General features: G+C 68.8%; 20 protein-coding genes and 1 pseudogene. 12 read left to right on the top strand and 9 right to left on the bottom strand.

All coding sequences use genetic code 11. The features are described from left to right. Positions 1 to 2 precede the first annotated feature (2 nt). Positions 3 to 413, bottom strand: a complete 411-nt coding sequence (locus ACZ7L6_RS40920; protein WP_471933199.1) for a subtilase-type protease inhibitor — start codon at positions 411 to 413, stop codon at positions 3 to 5. A 1,062-nt stretch (positions 414 to 1,475) separates the two neighbouring features. On the opposite strand from ACZ7L6_RS40920, the gene ACZ7L6_RS40915 reads away from it, so the two are divergent. Beyond that, on the top strand, positions 1,476 to 1,751 hold the full coding sequence (locus ACZ7L6_RS40915) for a DUF2332 family protein (RefSeq protein ID WP_471933197.1): 276 nt from the start codon (positions 1,476 to 1,478) through the stop codon (positions 1,749 to 1,751). 45 nt (positions 1,752 to 1,796) lie between these two features. Here the strand turns inward: ACZ7L6_RS40915 and ACZ7L6_RS40910 are convergent, their stop codons facing one another. Next, positions 1,797 to 3,086, bottom strand: a complete 1,290-nt coding sequence (locus ACZ7L6_RS40910; protein WP_471933195.1) for an aldehyde dehydrogenase family protein — start codon at positions 3,084 to 3,086, stop codon at positions 1,797 to 1,799. A 180-nt stretch (positions 3,087 to 3,266) separates the two neighbouring features. After that, complete coding sequence (locus tag ACZ7L6_RS40905) at positions 3,267 to 4,853, bottom strand: MFS transporter (protein ID WP_471933157.1); 1,587 nt, start codon at positions 4,851 to 4,853, stop codon at positions 3,267 to 3,269. 104 nt (positions 4,854 to 4,957) lie between these two features. Here ACZ7L6_RS40905 and ACZ7L6_RS40900 point away from each other — a divergent pair, with 104 nt between their 5' ends. Then, positions 4,958 to 5,374 carry a MarR family winged helix-turn-helix transcriptional regulator gene (locus tag ACZ7L6_RS40900; protein WP_471933155.1) on the top strand — a complete coding sequence of 139 codons (417 nt, stop codon included), beginning with the start codon at positions 4,958 to 4,960 and terminating at the stop codon, positions 5,372 to 5,374. A gap of 342 nt (positions 5,375 to 5,716) precedes the next feature. Here the strand turns inward: ACZ7L6_RS40900 and ACZ7L6_RS40895 are convergent, their stop codons facing one another. Beyond that, positions 5,717 to 7,204, bottom strand: a complete 1,488-nt coding sequence (locus tag ACZ7L6_RS40895; RefSeq protein ID WP_471933153.1) for a long-chain-fatty-acid--CoA ligase — start codon at positions 7,202 to 7,204, stop codon at positions 5,717 to 5,719. A gap of 164 nt (positions 7,205 to 7,368) precedes the next feature. Between ACZ7L6_RS40895 and ACZ7L6_RS40890 the strand changes: the two genes are divergently transcribed. Continuing rightward, positions 7,369 to 8,538, top strand: a complete 1,170-nt coding sequence (locus tag ACZ7L6_RS40890) for a PucR family transcriptional regulator (protein ID WP_471933193.1) — start codon at positions 7,369 to 7,371, stop codon at positions 8,536 to 8,538. 128 nt (positions 8,539 to 8,666) lie between these two features. Here the strand turns inward: ACZ7L6_RS40890 and ACZ7L6_RS40885 are convergent, their stop codons facing one another. Beyond that, positions 8,667 to 8,963, bottom strand: a complete 297-nt coding sequence (locus ACZ7L6_RS40885) for a hypothetical protein (RefSeq protein WP_471933151.1) — start codon at positions 8,961 to 8,963, stop codon at positions 8,667 to 8,669. A 202-nt stretch (positions 8,964 to 9,165) separates the two neighbouring features. Between ACZ7L6_RS40885 and ACZ7L6_RS40880 the strand changes: the two genes are divergently transcribed. Next, on the top strand, positions 9,166 to 9,768 hold the full coding sequence (locus tag ACZ7L6_RS40880) for a TetR/AcrR family transcriptional regulator (RefSeq protein ID WP_471933149.1): 603 nt from the start codon (positions 9,166 to 9,168) through the stop codon (positions 9,766 to 9,768). Positions 9,769 to 9,893: 125 nt separating this feature from the next. On the opposite strand, the gene ACZ7L6_RS40875 is transcribed toward ACZ7L6_RS40880, so the two are convergent. Next, complete coding sequence (locus tag ACZ7L6_RS40875) at positions 9,894 to 10,718, bottom strand: SDR family NAD(P)-dependent oxidoreductase (RefSeq protein ID WP_471933147.1); 825 nt, start codon at positions 10,716 to 10,718, stop codon at positions 9,894 to 9,896. Between the two features lie 201 nt (positions 10,719 to 10,919). Between ACZ7L6_RS40875 and ACZ7L6_RS40870 the strand changes: the two genes are divergently transcribed. The 6 genes from ACZ7L6_RS40870 (at position 10,920) to ACZ7L6_RS40845 (ending at position 17,278) form a co-directional block, all read left to right on the top strand. Continuing rightward, positions 10,920 to 11,213: a hypothetical protein gene (locus tag ACZ7L6_RS40870; protein ID WP_471933145.1), complete on the top strand. Its 294-nt coding sequence runs from the start codon at positions 10,920 to 10,922 to the stop codon at positions 11,211 to 11,213. A 114-nt stretch (positions 11,214 to 11,327) separates the two neighbouring features. After that, positions 11,328 to 11,783, top strand: a complete 456-nt coding sequence (locus ACZ7L6_RS40865; RefSeq protein ID WP_471933143.1) for a hypothetical protein — start codon at positions 11,328 to 11,330, stop codon at positions 11,781 to 11,783. 404 nt (positions 11,784 to 12,187) lie between these two features. After that, a complete protein-coding gene (locus tag ACZ7L6_RS40860; RefSeq protein WP_471933141.1) occupies positions 12,188 to 13,750 on the top strand; it encodes a S8 family peptidase in 1,563 nt (520 codons plus the stop codon). A 17-nt stretch (positions 13,751 to 13,767) separates the two neighbouring features. Further along, positions 13,768 to 14,106, top strand: coding sequence for a hypothetical protein (locus ACZ7L6_RS40855; protein ID WP_471933139.1), 339 nt, complete (start codon positions 13,768 to 13,770; stop codon positions 14,104 to 14,106). Between the two features lie 40 nt (positions 14,107 to 14,146). Then, positions 14,147 to 15,217: a M14 family metallopeptidase gene (locus tag ACZ7L6_RS40850; protein WP_471933137.1), complete on the top strand. Its 1,071-nt coding sequence runs from the start codon at positions 14,147 to 14,149 to the stop codon at positions 15,215 to 15,217. Between the two features lie 243 nt (positions 15,218 to 15,460). Continuing rightward, the gene (locus ACZ7L6_RS40845) at positions 15,461 to 17,278 is read left to right on the top strand and encodes a serine/threonine-protein kinase (protein WP_471933135.1); all 1,818 of its coding nucleotides are present in this window, start codon (positions 15,461 to 15,463) and stop codon (positions 17,276 to 17,278) included. A 54-nt stretch (positions 17,279 to 17,332) separates the two neighbouring features. Here the strand turns inward: ACZ7L6_RS40845 and ACZ7L6_RS40840 are convergent, their stop codons facing one another. Next, complete coding sequence (locus ACZ7L6_RS40840; RefSeq protein WP_471933133.1) at positions 17,333 to 17,926, bottom strand: histidine phosphatase family protein; 594 nt, start codon at positions 17,924 to 17,926, stop codon at positions 17,333 to 17,335. Between the two features lie 426 nt (positions 17,927 to 18,352). Here ACZ7L6_RS40840 and ACZ7L6_RS40835 point away from each other — a divergent pair, with 426 nt between their 5' ends. Continuing rightward, entirely contained in the window at positions 18,353 to 18,625 is a 273-nt protein-coding gene (locus ACZ7L6_RS40835) for a DUF6355 family natural product biosynthesis protein (RefSeq protein ID WP_471933191.1), read from the top strand. Positions 18,626 to 18,871: 246 nt separating this feature from the next. Here the strand turns inward: ACZ7L6_RS40835 and ACZ7L6_RS40830 are convergent, their stop codons facing one another. Together ACZ7L6_RS40830 and ACZ7L6_RS40825 are read right to left on the bottom strand one after the other, a co-directional pair. Beyond that, complete coding sequence (locus tag ACZ7L6_RS40830) at positions 18,872 to 19,552, bottom strand: NAD(P)H-dependent oxidoreductase (RefSeq protein ID WP_471933131.1); 681 nt, start codon at positions 19,550 to 19,552, stop codon at positions 18,872 to 18,874. A gap of 35 nt (positions 19,553 to 19,587) precedes the next feature. Next, the gene (locus tag ACZ7L6_RS40825; RefSeq protein ID WP_471933129.1) at positions 19,588 to 19,920 is read right to left on the bottom strand and encodes an ArsR/SmtB family transcription factor; all 333 of its coding nucleotides are present in this window, start codon (positions 19,918 to 19,920) and stop codon (positions 19,588 to 19,590) included. 253 nt (positions 19,921 to 20,173) lie between these two features. Here ACZ7L6_RS40825 and ACZ7L6_RS40820 point away from each other — a divergent pair. After that, positions 20,174 to 20,296 (top strand): annotated as a pseudogene (locus tag ACZ7L6_RS40820) (MSMEG_6728 family protein); the annotation flags it as partial. Positions 20,297 to 20,349: the final 53 nt, after the last annotated feature.

Genomic DNA, 20,349 nt, shown 5'->3' with positions numbered 1-20,349 from the left:
GCTCAGAAGGCGAATGCCGAAGCCCCTTGAGTTTCCTTGATGCAGGGGTTGGCGAAGGTGTGCTCGTAGTTTATGCGCGTACCGCGCCATACTCCTTGTATCGTCACGACAATGGGGCGGTATTCCTTTGTGCACGCCTGCCCGGTCCCATTTCCGCGAAGTGTGGCCAAGCGGTCGAGGTCCCCCTTCGCGCGGTCCAGATCCGCGCAGGCTTGTCGCGGATCGGGGTGAGTGCCCGAGGTGCTGTACGCGCAGTTCACCGTTACGGCGCGCTCCGGTGCTGTTGTGGCGGCCTTCTCGCCGTGGCCGGTGGTCATGACCAGGGCGGAGGGTGCGTACGGCGAGGCGGGGGCGCTGTGGGCGGGTGCGCTCAGGGGGCCGGCGAGGGCCGTGGTGAGCAGGACTCCTGCCATTGCCCAGCGTGTCATTGGTCGCATGGTGCATTTCCCTTCTTCTTGCGGTGTTCAATGCCTCGAGGTACCCGCTGTGTTGCTCATATCTCAGAACGAAAGAGCTGTAGTGCTTGCCATCGCTGAAATTCAGACCAGATTGCCCATTCAATCAGTGGCTTGATCGGGTGAGCGGTCTGCGTGGTTGAGGAGGTGAGCGGCATTTCGCCCGGTGCGCCGGTGGAGCGTGTGGCCGATGTGCCTGCGGTGTGAAATGGCCTGAAAGTGGTGACCGTGATTTCCGTACTGGGTGAGCGACGGCGCACGACACGGTGCCAGGAGGCCTTCCTCGGGCGGCAGGAGTCAGGAGTGGTGGCAGTCGGACGGCGCCACGCTGGTGGTGCCGGTAACGGCTGGCATGTGGTGCCGGCCTGGGAGCAGGCCTTCGCGGAACACCCAACCCGGGCCCACGGCCAACTCCGCTGCTTCGGCGGCCAGTCCGGCTCGACTGCCTGAGTGTCGCGGCCTTGGGCGCCCTCGCGGAGGCTACGGCCAACGCGCGCCGACCAGGCGCCGCAGGGTCAGTTGGGGGACCTCGACGAGGTCGCCGACGGTGTGCATGCCGTACTCGACGAAGGCGGCAGCTGTCGCCGTCGCTCTGAGTGAGCCCGACGAGGCGTGTGTGCCATCGAGGCGGCGCCGACACGCAAGGGCACACCGCGATGACCCTCGCCGCGCTGCACGACCTCACCCTCGCTGGGCGCGCCCCGGCGCTTGCCGTGGCCCATGCCGCTGCGGACGGTGACGCTGCCGCCGACGCCGCAAATCGACGCGCTGCTCCGCGTGACCGACTCGGTCGTGGCCCTCGCCGTGCGCCGCAAGGCGCGGCCCAACGAGACCGGAGGCTCCGCCGTGCTGTATCCGGCCATTGCCGAGGCGGCACGTCGGCGTAGGCAGGTAGGCGTTCGGGCTGATTGCCGGGGGCTGTTCGGCCGGGCTCAATCCCAGTGGCGAGTGCGTGGCATCACGTACCGCCACGGACATCCGCGGAGCAGGTGCCGTAGGCTTCGGACCGGGCCCGGCTGAATCGCCCTGCACACAGCGGAACTTGCACTCCGACAATCGCTGGGCGACCTGTCATCTCCCGTGCAGCTGTCGTCCTCCGTCGTGGGGGACCGGCCCATCCCGGCACGGGCGATGCCCGAGGTCGTCGCCCGGGTCGGCGTCGACCTCGATCCCATCGACGTGAGCGACGCGGGTGGCGCCCGATGGTTGTGCGCCTGCCTGCCGCCGGATCAGCTGGAGCGGACCGCAAGGCTCGAAGCGGAGATGGTGAAGGGCGCAGGACGGCGGCACGCGTGAGGTCGCCGGGTGGAACTGCGTACCACCGCCCGCGTCCGGGGTGGTTCAGCTGAGCGGGACGTCGAGGACGGCCTTGCGGTGGCTGAACGTCTCGATGGAGTAGCGGCCGTGGTAGTTGCCCATGCCGCTTTCGCCGACCCCGCCGAAGGGCAGGGTCGGCACGGCGAGGTGGCGCATCGGCAGGCCGAAGTTGAGGCCGCCCGAGGAGGTCTCGGCGGCGAGGCGGCGCTTGGTGGCGTCGTTCTCGGTGAAGGCGTACAGGGCGAGCGGCTTGTCGCGCTCGGTGATGAACGCGATCGCCTCGTCCAGGTCCGCCACGGTCACGATGGGCAGGATGGGGCCGAAGATCTCCTCCTGCATCACGGGCTCGTCAGGCTGGACATCGGCCAGCACGGTCGGGGCGATGTACTTGTCCGTACGGTCGCTCTGTCCGCCGGTGACGGTGCGGCCGGAGTCCAGCAGCGCGGACAGCCGGTCGAAGTGCCGCTCGTTGATGATACGGCCATAGGCGTCGGACATCTGGGGGTCCTCACCGAACAGCCCCTTGATCGCGACGACCAGGGCGGCGTGCAGTTCTGCCGCGGTCTCCGCGTCGGTCAGGACGTAGTCGGGGGCGACGCAGGTCTGTCCGGCGTTGGCGAACTTCGTCTGCGCCAGACGCTGCGCGACCGTGGCGATGTCGGCGTCCCGGTCCACGAACACCGGTGACTTACCGCCCAGTTCGAGGACGACCGGGGTGAGATTCTTCGCGGCGGCGGTCATCACGATGCGGCCGACCGCGCCGTTGCCGGTGTAGAAGATGTGGTCGAAGCGCTGCTCCAGCAGCACGGTGGTCTCCGGTGCGCCGCCCTCGACGACCGCGGTGGCGTCGGTGTCGAGATACGCGGGCAGCAGCTCGGCCAGCAGCGCCGAGGTGTGGGCGGCGTATTCGGCAGGCTTGATGACGACCGCGTTGCCGGCGGCGAGCGCGCCCGCGACGGGCACCAGCAGCAGATTGACCGGGTAGTTCCACGCCGAGATGACCAGGGCGACCCCCAGGGGGTCGAACACGGTGTGGGCGGTGCTGCCGGGGACTCCGGGCAGCGTCACGGGGGCGGGCTGCGGGGCGGTCCACTCCTCCAGGTGCTCCAGGTAGTCGTCGATCTCGGCGATCGTGAGGTCGATCTCCATGGCGTCGGCCTCGGCGCGGTTCTTGCGCAGGTCGGCGTAGAGGGCGTCGGCGATCGCCGCGCGGTTGTCGATGAGCAGGTCGCGCAGGAGGGTCAGCTGCTGCCGGCGCCAGGCCAGGGACTTGCTGCGTCCGGTGCGGAAGGTGGCGCGCAGCCGGTCCACCAGCGCGGTCGCTTCGACGGCGGTGAAGGTGTCGTCGAGGGTGAAGGCTGCCTTGGTGTCAGTCACAGTCCTGTCCTGTTCGGATCGGAGGGATGGCCGGTCGGTGACGGAGGGAAAGCCGTTGGACATCGAAGGGGTTCGGCAACGAAGGGAAGGAACGTCGTGGCCGGGCCGGTGGTGCGGTCAGGCCGTGGCGGTCGTGCGTTCGGGCGTGGTCTCGCCGTGGCCCGACGGGGCGAGCGTGGGTTCGTCGTCGCTCGACGCGGCGGGCGTTGCGATGGCGGACGACGGGGACCTGCGGCGGATCGCAAGGCCGACCATGGCCACACCGATCACCAGCACGAAGGCCATACCGGCGAGGGCGAAGCTCAGCGTGTACTGGCTCTCGGCGGGCAGCGCGGGGACCCCGGCGGGCAGGTTGTCGAGCGTCTTGGAGGCGAGCAGCGAGGTGACGACCGCGCTGCCGATCGCGCTGCCGGTGGAGCGGGATATGGAGTTGATGCCGTTGGCGATGCCGGTCTGGTGGTGGGGAACACCGGCGACGATCAGGGCGGGCATCGCGGCGTAGCCGAAGCTGACGGCGACGCCGACGACCATGCCGGCCAGGATCACCGAAGCGGTGGTGTCGTGGGCGAGGGTCAGCCAGGCGAACCCGACGACACCGAAGACGGCACCGGCGGCCAGGGTGAGACGCGCACCGATACGGCGCACCAGCACGCCTCCGAACTGCGCGGCGACCAGCGAGACGAGGGCGGCGGGGAGCAGGTAGACGACGGAGGCGCGCAAGACGGAGGCGCCGAAGCCGTAGCCGGCGATCTCGGAAGGCGTCTGGACGAGGTAGGAGACGCCGATGAACTGCGCGAACATGGCGAATCCGACGAGCAGTCCGGCGACGTTGGTGAACAGCACCGGCCGGTGGACGAACATCTTCATGTCGACAAGGGGGTCGCGGACCCTGCGTTCGACGACGACCCAGAGGACCGCCGTGACAGCGGCGCCGGCGAACAGGGCGAGCGTGCGGACCGAGGTCCAGCCCCAGGCGTGCCCCTGCGAGATGGGCAGCAGGATCAGGACGAGCAGCAGGGCGAGGCCTGCGGCGCCGAGCCAGTCGATGCGCCCGCCCGTCCGGGTGCGCGGCGCGGGCACGACGACCGCGACCGCGATCAGGGCGGCGATGGCGAGCGCGGCGGCCAACCAGAAGACCTGGTGATAGTCGGGGTCGGCGCCGGTGGTCAGCAGGCCGGCGCCCACCAGGGCGAGGCCGCTGCCGAACCCGAGCGTCCCGCTGACCAGGGCCATGGCGCCAGGCAGCCGCGCGGGAGCGACCTCCTGGCGCAGCACGGACAGCGCGAGCGGGAAGATCGCGGTGGCGGCGCCCTGCATCACGCGGGCCACGATGAGCCACAGCATCGAACTCGTGGCCGCGGCCAGCACGGATCCGGCGACCATCACCACCAGCACGCCGAGCAGTGTCGGCTTCGTGCCCAGCTGGTCGCCGAGGCGGCCCAGCAGCGGCGTGAAGACCGCGGCCGACAGCAGCGTGGCGGTGGTGACCCAGCTGACCTGGGCCGTGGTGGCGCCGAGGTCGTTCTGGATGATGCCGAGGATCGGGATGACCAGGGTCTGCATCATCGACACGACCATGGCGGCGAGGCCCAGCGCCAGGATGAGGATGAGGCTGCCGGTGCGGCGTTCCGGCGCGGCGGGGGAGGACTTCACGGTCTTCTTTCCGGTGGGAGGGTGCCCGAAGGGGACGCACCAATGGTTCATGAGTCATAACCATTGAAGTGCTCGATGCTTGAAGTCATCAAACAATAGAGAGCTGGCGACTGTCAAAGGTTGAGGAGTTCAAGCTTTTCGCTTACCCTCGACGTATGCCGCCCTCCCCGTCCAAGGCCCAGCTCATGGAGCTGCTCGCCCACTCGGTCAGTACGCACTACGCCGACTTCGCGGCCGCCGCCGCCGACATGAGCCTCACCTCCAGCCAGGCAAAGACCCTGACGGTGCTGCGCCGCGCGCCCGCCTCGATGCGCGCGCTCGCGGAGACTCTCGCCTGCGACGCGTCGAACATGACCGGGATCATCGACCGGCTCGAAAGGCGCGAGCTGGTCCGCCGCGAGGTCAGCACCACCGACCGCCGTGTGAAGAACGTCGCCCTCACCGAGGCGGGCGAGAAGTTGATCGACGCGATCCGCGAGCGGATGGAGCGGACGCAGACCGGCCTGGACAAACTGTCCGACGAGGACCGCGCCGAACTCTTCCGCCTGCTGATGGTCGTCTTCCCGCGCTGATGCACGCAGGCGTCGATCTGCCGAGCAGTTGAGCGATGTCCTGCGGGACAAGGGCCTCGTCAACGGCCTGGAGATACGGTCAGACGCGACCGACGGCCCTTGGACCACCGGACACGCCTCCGTTCGGAGACCAGGCACCCGGCTCCGCCGAGATCGCAGACGTGGCCACGTCCGACCACTGCCGCCACCTGGTCGTCCGCAAGTACAGCCTCCCTGACGGTCCGCAAGTACGCGGCTTCCTCGGCACCCTCGGGGCGAGGCCACCAGCGCCGGGCCGCTGAGGCACGGGGGATCGCGTCGGTGTTGCTACGCGGTCCCCCGGCTGCCTCAACCACATCGACCTCACGCCGCCGGCGCGCTGATCTCCCTTTTGAGAATCTTGCCGCTGGGGCCGGTCGGCAGCGTGTCCACGAGCCACACCTGGCGCGGGTACTTGTACGCCGCCACCCGCTCCTTGACGAACAGCTGGAGCTCGTCGGGCGTGGCCTGGGCGCCCGGGCGCAGCACCACCGCGGCCGCGATCTCCTCGCCCAGATGCGTGTCGGGCACGCCCACCACCGCGGCCAGCGCCACGGCCGGGTGCTCGTGGAGCACCTCCTCGATCTCGCGCGGATAGACGTTGTAGCCGCCGCGGATGATCATGTCCTTCTTGCGGTCGACGATGTACAGGTAGCCGTCCTCGTCCTGGCGTGCGAGGTCGCCGCTGCGCAGCCAGCCGTCCTGGATGGTGGCCGCCGTCTCCTCCGGGCGCTTCCAGTACCCCTTCATCACGTTCGGCCCGCGCACGGCCAGTTCGCCGATCTCGCCGGGAGCCACATCCTGGCCCTTGTCGTCGAGGAGCCGTACCTCCACGTCCTTGATCGGCGTGCCGATGGAGCCGGCCTTACGCGGCCGGTCGGGGTGGTTGAAGGTGACCACCGGGCTGGTCTCGGACATGCCGAAGCCCTCCAGGACCACGCAGCCGAAGCGGCGCTCGAAGCCGTGCAGGACCTCCACCGGCAGCGAGGCTCCGCCTGAGACGCACATCCGCAGCGTGGAGACGTCGGCCTCCGACGGGTGCTGCAGCAGCGCCGCGTACATGGTCGGCACGCCCTCGAAGATCGTCGCCCGGTCGCGGGCGATGGCGTCCAGCACGGTCTGCGGGTCGAAGCGGGGGACCAGGATGAGCGTGGCACCGGCGCGGATGGTCACGCTCATCGTGCAGATCTGGCCGAAGATGTGGAACAGCGGCAGACAGCCCACGACCACATCGTCCGCCGTCACCTGCTGCACATGGACGGCGTTGACCTCGGTGTTGTGCCGCAGCCCGGCGTGGGTGAGCGTGGCGCCCTTGGGGCGGCCGGTGGTGCCGGAGGTGTACAGCAGCACGGCCACGTCCTCGCCGTCCGGCTCGCTCACCTCCGTCAGCGGCTCGTGACCCGCCAGCAGGCCCGCGAAGGCGGCCGGCTCGACGGCCATGTGCCGCACTCCGGCGGCGGCTGCGCCCTGCGCGCCCTCGCCCGGCGCCTGGTGCCACTCGAAGAGCATCTGGGCGCCGGAGTCGCGCAGGTGGTACTCGGTCTCCCGGGTCTTCAGCAGCGGGTTCATCGGTACGACAACCGCTCCGGCGCGCAGCACGCCGTAGTACAGGACGACGAACTCGACAACGTTGGGCAGCATCAGAGCGACCCGGTCTCCCGGTCGGACGCCCTCGGCCCTCAGCAGCGCGGCAGCCCGGGCGCTGCGCTCGTCGAGCTCGGCGTAGCTGGTGACCTGGTCCCCCAGCCGCAGCGCGGGGCGTTCCGGCTGCCGCTGCGCCGTCTCCACCAGGAACTGAGCCAGATTGGCCATGACCGCCTCCACGAATGTCACCGTCGAAATCCGCCGTTCACGTTGACGACATCGTGCAGATGTCCGCGGCGACGGCCTATGTGCCGCATGACAGCGTCTGCCCTCCCAGATTGTTCCCCAGCACAAAACGGGGGCGTTAAGCTGTGGAAATGAACATCTCAGGGGTGGTCCAGGCGCTTCATGCGAGGCTGCCGGAACTGGGCGAGCGGATGGCGCAGCGCATCCGCTCGGACGTCGATGCCTACAAGGACGAGTCCCTGATCCCCTTCGACTCGCTGCGCCGCTCGTGCACCGCCAACGCGGACCTGCTCCTGAAACAGCTCGGCCGCGCCGGCGCACAGGACCCGAGCCCGGCCCGGGAGACCGGCCGCCTGCGCGCCGAACAGGGCGTGCCGCTGGCGGACACCCTGCACGCGTACCGGATCGGATTCGAGCTCCTGTGGACGGACATCCTCGCCGAGGCACACAACCGTCCCGAGGTCACCGACGCCCAACTGGTCTCCCAGTCCGCGGAGATCTGGGCCCTGTTCGGCCGCTACGCGGAGGCGGTGGCAGCGGCCTACCGGGAGACGACCGCCGAGCTGACCTCACGGCGTCAGGCGCGCCGCTCGGCACTGGTCGAGGCGCTGTTCACCGGCGTCATCGCCGACCGCACGCTGTGGGAGGCCGCCCGCGAGCTGGGCCTGCCCGACCGCGGACCCTACGTGGTCGTCGCGGCGGCGGCCGACGCTCCCGGCGAGGAGCCGCTGGCGGGGACGGAAGCGGCGCTGCGCCAGGCCCAGGTCCACTTCGCCTGGCGGCTGCTGCCCGACCAGCAGATCGGTCTGGCCGCCCTGCCCACGCCGACGGCGGAGAGCACCTGCCTGCGCATCCTCCGTCGCGCGGGCGCCCGCGTAGGTGTCAGCCCGTGCTTTCACTCGCTGAGGGACACTCCCCGGGCTCTGCGCTTCGCCCGTCTGGCTCTGGCCGGCCTCCCGGGCACCGGCCCCGGCGTCGCGCGGTTCGACGACAACCCGCTGGCCATGGTCGTCGCCGCCGCCCCGGCGGAGGCGGCGCATCTCGTGGAGGTGGTCCTCCAGCCACTGCTCGATCTCCCGGCAGCGGAGCGTGCTCGTCTCTTGGAGACCCTCGAGCACTGGTACGCCGCCGCCGGCTCCGCCACGAACGCGGCGCGGAGCCTCTTCGTCCACCCCAACACCGTCCGCTACCGGCTGCGCCGCGTCGAGGAACTCACGGCCCGCTCCCTGTCCGATCCGCGAGCGGCGGCGGACATCGGCGCGGCGCTCCTGGCGGTCCGCCGGGCGGGCGCGTCATTCAGTGACTCGACTGCGTAGTTCTACTGGCGTGCCGCGTCGCGGTGGACCCCTAGGGTGCGGCGGACCGCCTGGCCCGAGAATTACCGAGGCAGATCCGCGCTGCGCGAGTCGACAGCCGAAACAACCGGGCCTGTTCCAGGTTCGGATCACGTGGGTCGGAGGCTGCGGATCCAGATCACGGCACCGCGTACGCGGAGTCCGGCGAGGTGGCTGGCGGCGGTCTTGTCGTAGGGGGTGGCCAGGCCCCGCCACTCCTTGATCTTGTTGATGCAGCGTTCGACGGGGTTGCGGTCCTTGTACAGGTCCGATCGCGACCGACCGGGCGGCCGCCGCGAGAACCCTTCTTCTTGTGGTTGGCGGCCTGGCTCGACCAACTCCCACTCGGCATCCGAGGGATCACTACGCGCCATCTCCGACAACTGCCAGGCCCAGCTGCCCGCCACCGGCGAATCCCCGAACCAAGGATCCGAACCCGCCCTACCCCGACTTCCCGTCGGCCGGCAACGGCCGAGCAGAACCCTCCCTCGACCCCCATCCACAGCAGGAAACCCGGTTCACGCTCGTCACGATCAGCGCGCTCTTCTAGAAAATTCCTCTACTTCAGGTGCATTAGGGTGTCTGCCATGACGTCAACGAGACCGAACCATGTCTCCTAAGCAGCAGCGCGGCGAGGCCACTGTCGACCGTCTCTTGACGGCTGCCCTCGAGGTGTACGCCTCATCGGGCCAGCAGGGGTTCACGGTGAACGCGGTCACCGAGGCCAGCGGCGTCAGCCTCGGCAGCCTCTACCACCATTTCGGCAGTTTCGACGGTCTCGCAGCAGCCCTTTACACCAGGTGTATGGAGGAGCTGTTCGACGAGTTGACTGCTGCCGTGACCCGTACCCGCACCGCCCACACCGGTGTCCGCGCGCTCGTCAGGGCCTACCTGCGCTTCACCGAGGAGCGGCCCGCCGCCGCGCTCTTCATCCACGCCTCCGCGTACTCCGGATATCTCGTGGCTCACGCCGACCGCGTCCGCGCCGCCAAGGCCGTCATGCTGGGAGGCATCGTGGACTGGATGCGGCCACGGATCGAAGCCGGCGAGATCCTGCCCACCCCCGAGCCCTTGATCGAGGCCCTGGTCATCGGACCGGTTGCCGAGACTGCGCGTCGCTGGCTGTCCAACACGGACGACATCGACCTCGCCCAGGCAGCCCGGATCCTTCCCGACCGGATCTGGCGGTCCCTGCGACCGGACTGGGAATAGGTCTCTTCGTGACGGACGCGATCTCTCTCCCCCCCCGGTAGGGTCCGATAGACCGGCATCCTTCTTCATAGCCCCCCCCTCGGGCCACCCCGCCCAACCGGCGAGCGGAACCCAGTGACTGCTGTTCAGACGATATCCCGCACCCCTGTAAGCGTCTTGGCCTGTTCCCAGACCCTTTGCGCCAAGGCCTGGTCTGCTGCGATGGGTTCGAGGGGGACGGGCCGGTCGGCATCGAAGTAGCGACCAGAGGCGTCGCCGGGTTCGAGTGCCAGCCGGGTCACGGGAGCGGCACCTTGCTCAGGGGCAGTCCAGGAACGCTTCATCACCTTAAGGAGAAGGCCCAGCATCCCGCCGGGGTCTCCAAGGTCGGTCCTGATCACGCCCGGGTGGATCGCGTCGATGGTCACGCCCGTGCCCTGCCAACGACGGGCGAACAGCGGGACGGTGAGAAGGTTGGCGAGTTTGGTGGTGCAGTAGGTGCGCATCCGGTGGAAGTCGCCGCCCACGGGCGTCTGGTTCATGTCGAGCCGACCTTTGACGTACAGACCGGCACTGACTTGGACGACCCTGGTCCGGCTCTCCAGGAATCGCTTCTCCAGCAGGTGGTTGAGCAGAAACGGCGCCAGATGATTCACGGCGAACGCCTGCTCCAACCCGCCTGGGGTGCGTACCAACCGGGCAGGCCACACGCCGGCGTTGTGGACCAGCACGTCGATCTGCTCGTACCGCTCCATCAACTCCTCTGCCACCGATCGCACCTCGGAGAGCACGGACAGATCACCGACCACCAGACCGACGGAGCCGCCCAGTGCCGCGGCCGCCCGCTCACCTCGTTCCCGGTCCCGTGCAACGAGCACAACCCGGCAGTTCCGCTTGGCAAGTTCGGAGGCCACCGCGTAGCCGATGCCCCGGTTACCACCTGTCACCACCGTCGTGAGGCTGTCATCCATGTCAGGAACCTTAGCGGAGAGTTAGAAGTACTTTCTAGAAAAAGATTTCAATTTCTAGCCCCCTCGCGCACACTGAGCCCGGGGGGCGCGGCTGGGCTCTCGGCCGTCGGAACGAGTCCGAGCGTTGGATGACGGCGTCCGTGCCGTCCTCTTCGCGGTCGGCGAGGTGGCGCGGGGCGGCGTGTGCGCTGGAAGTACCACGTGGAATCTGACGACGCGCAATGGACCGACCCGCCCTTCGTCGCCGACGGCGTCGTCTACGCCGGCGTCGAGAGCCGCTACGACACCGCTGACACACCTGGCCGCGCATACGCGCTAGTCGGCGACTCCGGCGAACCGCTGTGGGAACACGGAACGACTGGCGAGACCTCGCCGCCTGTACGCAGCGGGGGCGCGGTCTACCTCAGTGACGCCGGTGCCCTGCGGGCCCTGACCCCCGCACCGGCGAACCCCTGGGCGACGCACCTCTGGCCACCGGCACGGATCCACTCCTGACCGTCTCCGGTGACCGCGCCTACTTCGACGGCGGAGACGGCCGCCTGCACGCGCGCAGGATCTCCTTGACCAACCACTGAGCGCCCACGTACTGGCGACGACCGTGAGCAGGCCGTGACCAGCCAGGCTGAACCGCTGCGGGCGCGGATCGAAGAGCTCACCGCGTGGCTCGGCGAGTTCGACGGGCACCTCGAACGCCTGCAGGTCACCCGCAAGATCACCCTCGCCTTCGCCGACAAACCCGAACATCGGCTGGAGGCCCAGCGAGCAAGGGCCCCGGTCGATTGTCAGAGCGCCGAGTCCCGACCCGACGCCGGCGTCGGACACATCCCCAGCCCGAAGTCGAGCACACCCCGGTCGAACCAGGTGCAAGTGCCGTTGTGGGGTAAGGCCACAGTGATTTACCGGCTGCCCTTCCAGCCACTCGCCCTTCCCCTCCTCGCCCGCTCATCTGGCGCAGAGCATCACCGGCGACGTCTGTCGGCAACCGAGCTGAAAGCGCTGCGGCGTTGTCGCCGTGGCCTCACCTCGTCCTACCGTCCTGGGCGGTTTTGGGGTCGACGCGATTGAGCCCGATGTGGAGTGAGATAGCGCGAGCCATGAGGGCTCCTGCCGTGCGGAAGCGGATGTCGTTGAGAGGTGTGGGGCGATCAAGGCCTCAGCCGAAAGAACTTGCGTGCCCATGGCGCCTTCGCCTGAGCCCGCATCAGCTGCCGAAACCATGAGCCGCGCGTCCCTGGCGAACCGCCAGGGCATACCTGCCCTGCTCGGCGCAGATGGCGAATCCTCGCCTCCATATCCCCCGCGCCCGTGCGGTTGCCCCCCCTTCCAAGACGCGAGGAGACTGGTGATAAAGGGGGATTCATACCTGAACGGGGCTTTCTCTCTCGGGCCGCGCCCTGTCGCCGTGACGTATCCGGATGGGCCAGCTGCGCCCCTGAGGACAGCTGTGCCCATGAGAAGAGGCGAGTGCGATGTCGCGTCAGTACTACCAACGTGGCAATCTCGTCGAGGCGGAGGAACTCGACGATGTCGTCGCGGTGAAGGTGGAGACGGACGGTGTCAGGGCCGCCGTCGACGCGGAGGCGGAGCTGGGCACGAGCGCACGGGGAGCGATGCGCGACGCGGGAATCGACGACGAGACCGCCGCCGCCTTCGCCCGCGCGCACTGGGTGTTCGTCAGACCGAACCGGCAGACCCGAGCGGCGGTCGACATAGGCGAGGAACTCTCCGGGGCGGAGGCAGCGGGCAAGGTCATCCGGCAGCCCAGCGGCAGGATCGGCATCGCGACCGACGCGCTGAACGTCCAGCTGCAGCCGTCGCTCTCGGCGGAGGAGGCAGAGCGCGAGATCGAGGCGGCCGGCCTGGCTGTCGTCAACAAACTCGGCTTCGCGACGAACCTGTACGAGGTACGGGCCAGGGCCGCCGAGGACGCCCTCGCAGCCTCCGTGGAGCTGCACGACAACGACCGTTTCATCTTCGCCGAACCGTCGTTCATCGAGCACGTCCCGACCCGGCTCCAACCCTCCGACCCCGAATACCCCAAGCAGTGGCAGTGGAACAACACCGGCACCAATGGCGGCAAGCCGCACGCCGACGTCCACAGCGAGAAGGCGTGGGACCACACTCTCGGGGACGGCATCCGCGTCGCCGTCATCGACAACGGCTTCGATGTACAGCACCAGGATCTCGCCAGTGGGCTGGACCCGAGCTCGGGGTTCTACAGCAGCGGCGTGGTCGGCGTGACCTTCACCCAGAGCACCGCGGGCATGCCCGACGAGGACCACGGCACCTTCTGCGCCGGGATGGTCGGCGCCCGGCACAACGGCAGCGGCGGGGTCGGTGCGGCCCCGGAGTGCGAGCTCATGCTGGTGGCGTGCCTGGGGGACCAGGTCGGCACGCAGGCGACCCTGGCCCGTGCCGTGGCGTACGCCGCCGAACCCTCGACCGAGCCCGGAATCGGCGCACAGCAAGGCGCGGACATCCTGGTCAGCAGCCTGGGCCCGAACGGTGCGGAGTGGGACCTGACCAGCACGCTGAAGCTGGCCCTCGAATTCGCCGCCGCCAACGGACGCCAGGGCAAGGGGCTGCCGATCTTCTGGGCGGCCAGCAACGGCAGGAACGTCGACATCATGCTGGACGAGGTGGTCTCCCATCCGGATGTCATCGCGGTGGTCCGGTCGAACAACAAGGACCGGGAGGACAACGCGGCCCGCGGCCCCGAGGTCGAACTGATCGCCCCCGGAGTCGATGTCTTCAGCACGACATCCGGAGGCGGCTTCGGCCCGAGCACCGGCACCAGCTTCGCCGCCCCCTGCGCGGCCGGCTGCGCGGCACTGGCGCTGGCGGCCAACCCCGACCTGACCCGCGACCAGCTGCGCGAGATCATGCACCAGTCGGCCGACAAGATCGGCGGCCCCGGTGTCGTTTACGACGGCAACGGCCACAACGACGACTACGGCTTCGGTCGGGTGAACGCTGCCCAGGCCATCGCGCTCGCCCAACTGGTCGCGGGGGGTGCGGCGCCAGCAGCGTGAGCGGGACAGCGGACGCGATGAGCGACACGGGCGGCACGGACGAGGTCCCCGCGGTCTTCCGCTGCCACGTCGTCGCCGAGGACGCCGAGGCACTGCGGAAGTTCATCGAGGAGACCCAGCCCGATACCGGCTGCCGCCCCGTGGCCAGGGAGACCGCGGCCGGCCTCGGCCTCGACCTCTACTTCCGTCAGGACCAACTCGACTCGGCCAGATCAGCCAGGTCGGCACCACGGGTGAACATCACTGCGGTCGAGAACATCACGGAGAACTGGCAGGTCAGGAAGCAGGAGGTCGGCGAGGGCGACCGCTTCGCGGCCCGGGGTGCCTTGCCCCGAGGGCTCGGCCGCAAGGAGTGACACCGCGACCCGCCAACCCGCGCGTCCGGACGGAGTGACCGTGTACCTCAACGTGGCCGAGATCGAATCGGCGATCAGCAACCTGCACGCCGTCTACCCGGGGGCGACGGAGGTCCTCACCCCGCCCCACACCACCCACGAGGGCCGCACGGCGCGCCTGCTGCGGATCGGGTCCCGGTCGGCCCACGACGTCGACGGCATTCTGATTCTGGGCGGGGTCCACGCCCGCGAATGGGTGCCGCCCGATGCGCTCGTTTCACTCGCTGCGGACCTCCTGGAGGCGCACAGCCTGGGCACGGGCCTCGGCTACGGCTCGACGTCATACACGGCCGCCCAGGTCACGCACGTCATCGACGGCCTAGCCCTGTTCCTCTACCCGTGCGTGAACCCCGACGGCCGCGCCTACAGCCAGACGGCCGACGCGATGTGGCGCAAGAACCGCCGCCCGGCACCGGCAGGACACTGGCACGGTGGCCCGTCCTGCGCGGGCGTGGATCTTAACCGCAACTTCGACTTCCTCTGGGACCACACCGCCAAGTTCGCCCCCGATGCGGACGTCCACACCTCCGACAACCCCTGCGACCCGCAGACGTACCGGGGCCCGTCCGCCGCCTCGGAGCCCGAGACCCGCAACATCGTCTGGGCGCTCGACACCCACCCGCGCATCCGCTGGCTCGTCGACGTCCACAGCGCCGTACCCGTGATCCTGCATAACTGGGGCTCGGATCGGAACCAGTCCACCAGCCCGAGCGACAACTTCCGCAACCCCGCCCTCGATGCCGTACGCGGCCGCAAGGATGACGACATCGGCGAGTTCATCCCCTATCAGGACCTGAAGACCGCCGTCGAACTGGCCGGGCGTATGAACGACGCGGTACGCGGAGTGCGCGGCGTCGACTACGGGGTCGAGGCGGCGTACGGCCTCTACCCCACCTCCGGCACCAGCGACGACTACGCCTACAGCCGCCACTTCACCACCCCGACCGCCACCAAGACCCTCGGCTACACAATCGAATGCGGAACCTCGTTCCAGCCCCCATACCGGGAGGCCGAACACATCATCCGCGAGGTCTCGGCGGCACTCCTGGCCCTCGCCCTCAACGTCCACTAGTGGGGCCACGCCGGTGATTCACGAAGATGCGGCGCAGGACACAACCATCCGGCCGTGCGTACCCATTTGCCGCGATACGGCCCCACTCTGCCCAGGACCGTGTGCTCGACGGCGGGCTGGCGCCCGCCAAATGAGTCCGCTGAGCAAGGAGGTTACTGCTACCGGTTGCGAGGGGAACCGTGATCGCCGCACGGCATGGTCATAGGGCCCGGACCGGCGCGGAGGGTGTCGGTGGCGGCAACTATGCTCCAGCCCGTGAGTGAGGCAGACAGAGGTCCCGGAAGACGAGTTGTCGACGGGCGCTTCGAGTTGGAGGCCCGCCTCGGTGGCGGGGGGATGGGCACGGTCTGGCGGGCCAGGGACCTGGTGCTGCACAGGCTGGTGGCGGTCAAGGAGGTCCGCCCACCCGACCGGGACCTTGCCGAGTACGATCCCGACGGCGCGCGCATGCTGCGTGAGCGGGTGCTGCGCGAGGCAAGGGCGCTGGCGCGGATCGACCATCCGAACGTCGTCACCATCCACCACATAGTCGATGGTGGTGACGGAACGTACCCCTGGATCGTGATGGAGTTGGTCAGCGGCGGCTCGCTGGCCGACCGGCTGGCCCAGGGGCCGATCCCGCCGGCCGAGGCGGCGCGGATCGGCCGAGGCGTGCTGGCCGCGCTGATCGCCGCCCACGATGCCGGTATCCAGCACCGGGATGTCAAGCCTGCCAACGTCCTGATACGGCCTGACGGGCGTCCCGTCCTCACCGACTTCGGCATCGCCGCGATCCGCGAGTCGACCGGGCTCACCGCTACCGGTTCCCTCATCGGTACGCCCGACTTCATGGCACCGGAGCGCATCTCAGGACACGAGGGTGGATCCGCCTCGGACCTGTGGTCGCTGGCGATGATGCTGTACACCGCCGTGGAAGGCCACCATCCGCTGCGCCGCGGCACCACCTTGGCCACGCTTGCGGCGGTCCTCCACGACGACGTACCGCCGCCGGTGCGTGCCGGGGCCCTGGGCGATCTCCTGATGGGCGTACTCGTGCGAGACCCCTCGGCCCGACCGCCCGCCGCCGTGCTGGACCTGAAGCTGGCCGAAGTCGAGTCGGGACCGGCCGGTCCAGCGACGCGGGACGAACGCACCTCCTATCCACTGACCCCGCCGGCCAAGTCGGCAACGCCACTTCATCCCGGCACTCCTGCCTCACCGACCACATACATCCCGTCCGGAGCCCTGGCCTCCGCAGCCGCTCCTGCCACAGGCGGCGCAACACGCGCCGCCGACGCCGACACTCCCGACCCGGCGCGTGCCATCGCCTCCCCAGGACCCACGCCGATCCCCCCGCTACCGGGCCAGGCCCCACCTCAGCCGGTGACCGAGCCCGTGCGAGAGGCACGCCGACGCCTCCCCGGCCCGGCTGTGCGGCTGAGCGTCTCGGCGGCCTGTCTCGCCGGTGCACTGGTTCTGTTGTGGTGGATGCTGCCCTTGGGATCCGACTCGCACGGCTCGGACGACTCGCACGCGGGCGCGGTGTCGACCACGTTGCCCCCGAGTACGACCCCCTCACCGACCGCCGCCGCCCCCGCCGCTCAGCAGCCGACCGAGCCCAGGACCGGAGCCATGCTGACCCCGGACGGCATCCGGGCCGTGATCAAGGCGTTCGAGGAGGAGACCGGCCGAAACATGTTCGGTGACTTCACGGTCTATCCGGAGTACGTGTCGGCCGAGCTGATGGTCAACGGCAGCAACACGAAGTACGACTCCTACACCTACCGCGCCGGGCAGGGCGTGGAGAAGGGCATCATCCAGGGCACCCTTTCCGGCGGCGAACGGCCGGTAAGCCTGGACGACTTCAACTGGGACAAGGTTCCCGCGCTCTTCGAAGAGGCGGAGAAGAAGCTCAACGTCGACGATCCGAAGACCCGTTACCTGACGGTGAGGCAGCCCAACGACGTCTTCGACACCCCGGCCGGAATGGCCGTCTACCTGAGCGACGAGTACAACCAGTCCGGCTACGTGGAGGCCGACATCAACGGCCAGGTGACCCGTGTGTCACCTGCAGAGGACTGACCGCCCACCCCGAGCCGCGAACGTCCGCGCAACGCCCGCCGCCCCCTGTCCCCACTACTGCGGTGCCCGGATACGTTCGCCGGGTTCAGTGCCGGTGGTGGCCGGCCAGTCGCTGGGAAGGCTGTAGGCCCAGCCTTCCTGCCACCTGAACGGCGCGTCGACCAGGTCTTCGATCGATGCCCCGGTCAAGAGACAGTCGAGGGCCCATTTGTTGGCCGAGTGGGCGATGATCAGGACGCGTTGTCCGTCCCGGTCGGCGATCAGGCCGTGGAGGAAGTCCGCGGTCGCGTCGATGACCTGGCGATAGCTCTGGCCGCCGGGGAAGGGAATGTCGATGTGGCGGGAGCGTTCCGGGGCAAGTGCTGTCACGGGGCAGCCGTTGAGCTTGCCGTAGTTGCATTCCCGCAGCCGTGGGTCCTGGTGGATGGGAACGGCGGTCCCGGTGAACGCGATGCGGGCGGTCTCCACTGCCCGGCCCAGGTCGGAAACGAAGACGGCGGCGAGGTTGTCGTTGCGGTGGCGGTCGCCGAGCTGCGAGGCGAAGTGCCGTCCCGCAGCGGAGAGTCGGCCGGGCAGCCAGCCGGTGGCGATTCCGTTCTCGTTGTCCTCGGTGAGCGAGTGTGTCTCGTAGAGGATGTCGACGGCCATGACAGCTCCGTTCCGGTCAGCCTCAGGCTGCCAGTCTGCTGACGCGGTGGCTCCGGCGGAGCTGTTTTCGCTGCGGCCGTGGGCCCGCTTCCGTTGTTGGTTGTCAGGACGCCGGTGCCGTGCTCCGCCACACCTTGGTGCTGTACGGCAACAGCTTCCCTCATAAGCGAGGATCAGGACGAGGGCCGGCCACGCCAGGGATGAGGCCCTGTACACAGTTTCCCCGAACCGGACTTGGGTTCTGCTACAAGATCGTTCCAACGACGTACAGGCCGAACGATTCGCCAGGTGAACGGCGAGCTGTTCGATCAACCCGCCTGGCCAGAACAGCGATTGTTGTGCGGGTATCCGACCGACCGGCGATTGCAGGCCTTCCGGCCTGTTGCCGCCACTGGCCAAGGAGTTGACTTGAATCTTCGTCGTAAGGTGACCGGCGCTCTCGGTTCCGCCGCCCTCGTGCTGATGTCCCTCGGCGCGGTGACCGCCCAGGCGAGCCCCGCTGCAGCCGACCCGTGCGGCTTCTACGAGACCAGCTCCGACGCCTTCTACAACCACTGCACCACCGACGGCTCACGCGTGGTCATCCATGTCGGGGTCGCCTACGCCGCCGACTACGAGCGGTGTGTCGCGCCCGGCACGACCTGGCTCGGCTCTGCCGACAAGATCCAGGGCGCTCACTATGTGGGCCGCACCTGCTGACAGCCGGTCACCTGAAGGTGCGCAGCAGGGCATGAGACACCGCTTGCGGTGAACGGTCCGTGTGCCGAGGTCATGGGCCTGGTCGGCCCGTCGCTTCCCGTGGCGGCGGGTCCGACGCAGCGGACGATGGTTCGGCAGGTCGTCGGGCCGTCGACGTACAGCGCTCGACCGATCGGCTCCTGCCTCGCGCGGGAGGAGGCAGTTGAGGTGAGGCCTTTCGGGCTCCCGGCTTGGCCCATGGCAGGGTCAGCCCACGGTGGCGCGGACGTCCGCGGCGGCGCGTGCGACACATGCCTTGACCTCGTCCAGCGCCGCTGCTCGTTCCTGGTCGGTCATGCGGGCCGGACCGTAGGTGACCACCGGGTCAAGGACTTGGAGGCCGACGAACTGCAGCATGCCGCGGTGGATGTGGAAGAGGAAGTCGTCCATCGGGCCGAAGGCGCCACCGGCCTGGAACGACTCACTCGACCCGCCGGTCGTGATCAGCAGCATCGCTCGTTTCCCGACGAGTGCCGCGTCGTCGAAGACGCCGTGGTCCCCGCCGAAGACCCCGCCCATCACGAAGACCCGGTCGATCCATCCCTTGAGGATGGCCGGCAGCGAGAACCACCACATCGGGAACGACAGCACGAGCAGATCGGCGGCGAGCAGCCGATCGAGATGGCCCTTGACGGTCGCGTCGAGCGTCCCGTCCTTGACCGCGCGCATCTGCTCGGCCTGCGGCTTGAAGTGGCCTTCCACCGGCCCGAATTCCTCGCGGGCCAGAACCGGGGCCCATGCTTCGGCGTAGAGGTCGAGGACGTCGACTCGGTATCCGGCATCGCGCAGTACTTCGGCTGCGGTTGTCATCTGGGTGGTGCTGAAGGACTGCGGCTCGGGGTGGGCATGAACGATCAGCGCGGTGGGGGCAGCAGCGAAGGTCGACATGAAGAGATCGTATCGACATATTGCGATGTGTCAATCTAAAGAGTGGTGCCGATCGCTCGGGCCAGCTGCGTCAACCGTTCTTCGTCGCGCCGGTAGTGGGTCCACTTGCCCACCCGGGTGGGACGCACGAGTCCCGCGCGTTCGAGGGTGCTCATGTAACTGGAGACCGTCGACTGCGCGAGTCCCGACTTCGCCTGGATGTGCGTGACGCACACGCCGACCGATTGGCGGTCCGCGATCGGTTCGTACGCACTGAAGTGTGCGTCGGGGTCCTTCAGCCACTGCATGATCTGCAAACGGGCGGGGTTGCCCAGGGCCTTGAAGACCTCGATCAGGTCATCCGGATCCCATCCCGCTGCCGTGCTCATGCGCCACCTCTCCTGCTCTTACGCTCCGACGCATCACGATATCTCGATGTCGGAACGCCGGCTCTGACCGATGGTCGCCCTGTCGGCGCTGCTGTATCCGGCACTCTCCGGAAGTGCGCCCGTCTTTTGGGCCTGTAGCCGCTGCGTGGATGCGCGATCCAGTGCGTGAGCGCAGTTCAAGATCCGTTGGCCCACTCCGCCTGGAGTCCGATCGGGGTCGTTGGTGCCGGTTGGACATGTGGGGGTGGGGCACTCGGCGCTGGTCCACAAGGGTCGGGAGGTGTACGTCGCTCTGTTCCCCGGCGTGCCCGACGCCCTGCCCTATGTGTGGCCGGCCTCGGACCGTCAGCCACGACATCCGTTGACGAGCGGGTGAACGGCGTCGGCGTACGCGGGACCGGGCGGGCGTGGCCCACACTGGTCAGTGGA

The organism is Streptomyces sp. NPDC107522 (genome assembly GCF_055657525.1).
Note: the sequence above shows the minus strand (reverse complement) of the source record. Positions and strands in the feature narration are given on the sequence as shown.

What these genes read in the sequence shown, in the direction of transcription:
- ACZ7L6_RS40905 (WP_471933157.1), bottom strand. Translation starts at nt 4,853, where the DNA reads ATGAACCATTGGTGCGTCCCCTTCGGGCACCCTCCCACCGGAAAGAAG.
- ACZ7L6_RS40895 (WP_471933153.1), bottom strand. Translation starts at nt 7,204, where the DNA reads ATGGCCAATCTGGCTCAGTTCCTGGTGGAGACGGCGCAGCGGCAGCCG.
- ACZ7L6_RS40825 (WP_471933129.1), bottom strand. Translation starts at nt 19,920, where the DNA reads ATGAGCACGGCAGCGGGATGGGATCCGGATGACCTGATCGAGGTCTTC.
- ACZ7L6_RS40855 (WP_471933139.1), top strand. Translation starts at nt 13,768, where the DNA reads ATGAGCGACACGGGCGGCACGGACGAGGTCCCCGCGGTCTTCCGCTGC.
- ACZ7L6_RS40860 (WP_471933141.1), top strand. Translation starts at nt 12,188, where the DNA reads ATGTCGCGTCAGTACTACCAACGTGGCAATCTCGTCGAGGCGGAGGAA.
- ACZ7L6_RS40875 (WP_471933147.1), bottom strand. Translation starts at nt 10,718, where the DNA reads ATGGATGACAGCCTCACGACGGTGGTGACAGGTGGTAACCGGGGCATC.
- ACZ7L6_RS40880 (WP_471933149.1), top strand. Translation starts at nt 9,166, where the DNA reads ATGTCTCCTAAGCAGCAGCGCGGCGAGGCCACTGTCGACCGTCTCTTG.
- ACZ7L6_RS40840 (WP_471933133.1), bottom strand. Translation starts at nt 17,926, where the DNA reads ATGGCCGTCGACATCCTCTACGAGACACACTCGCTCACCGAGGACAAC.
- ACZ7L6_RS40845 (WP_471933135.1), top strand. Translation starts at nt 15,461, where the DNA reads ATGCTCCAGCCCGTGAGTGAGGCAGACAGAGGTCCCGGAAGACGAGTT.
- ACZ7L6_RS40900 (WP_471933155.1), top strand. Translation starts at nt 4,958, where the DNA reads ATGCCGCCCTCCCCGTCCAAGGCCCAGCTCATGGAGCTGCTCGCCCAC.
- ACZ7L6_RS40920 (WP_471933199.1), bottom strand. Translation starts at nt 413, where the DNA reads ATGGCAGGAGTCCTGCTCACCACGGCCCTCGCCGGCCCCCTGAGCGCA.
- ACZ7L6_RS40830 (WP_471933131.1), bottom strand. Translation starts at nt 19,552, where the DNA reads ATGTCGACCTTCGCTGCTGCCCCCACCGCGCTGATCGTTCATGCCCAC.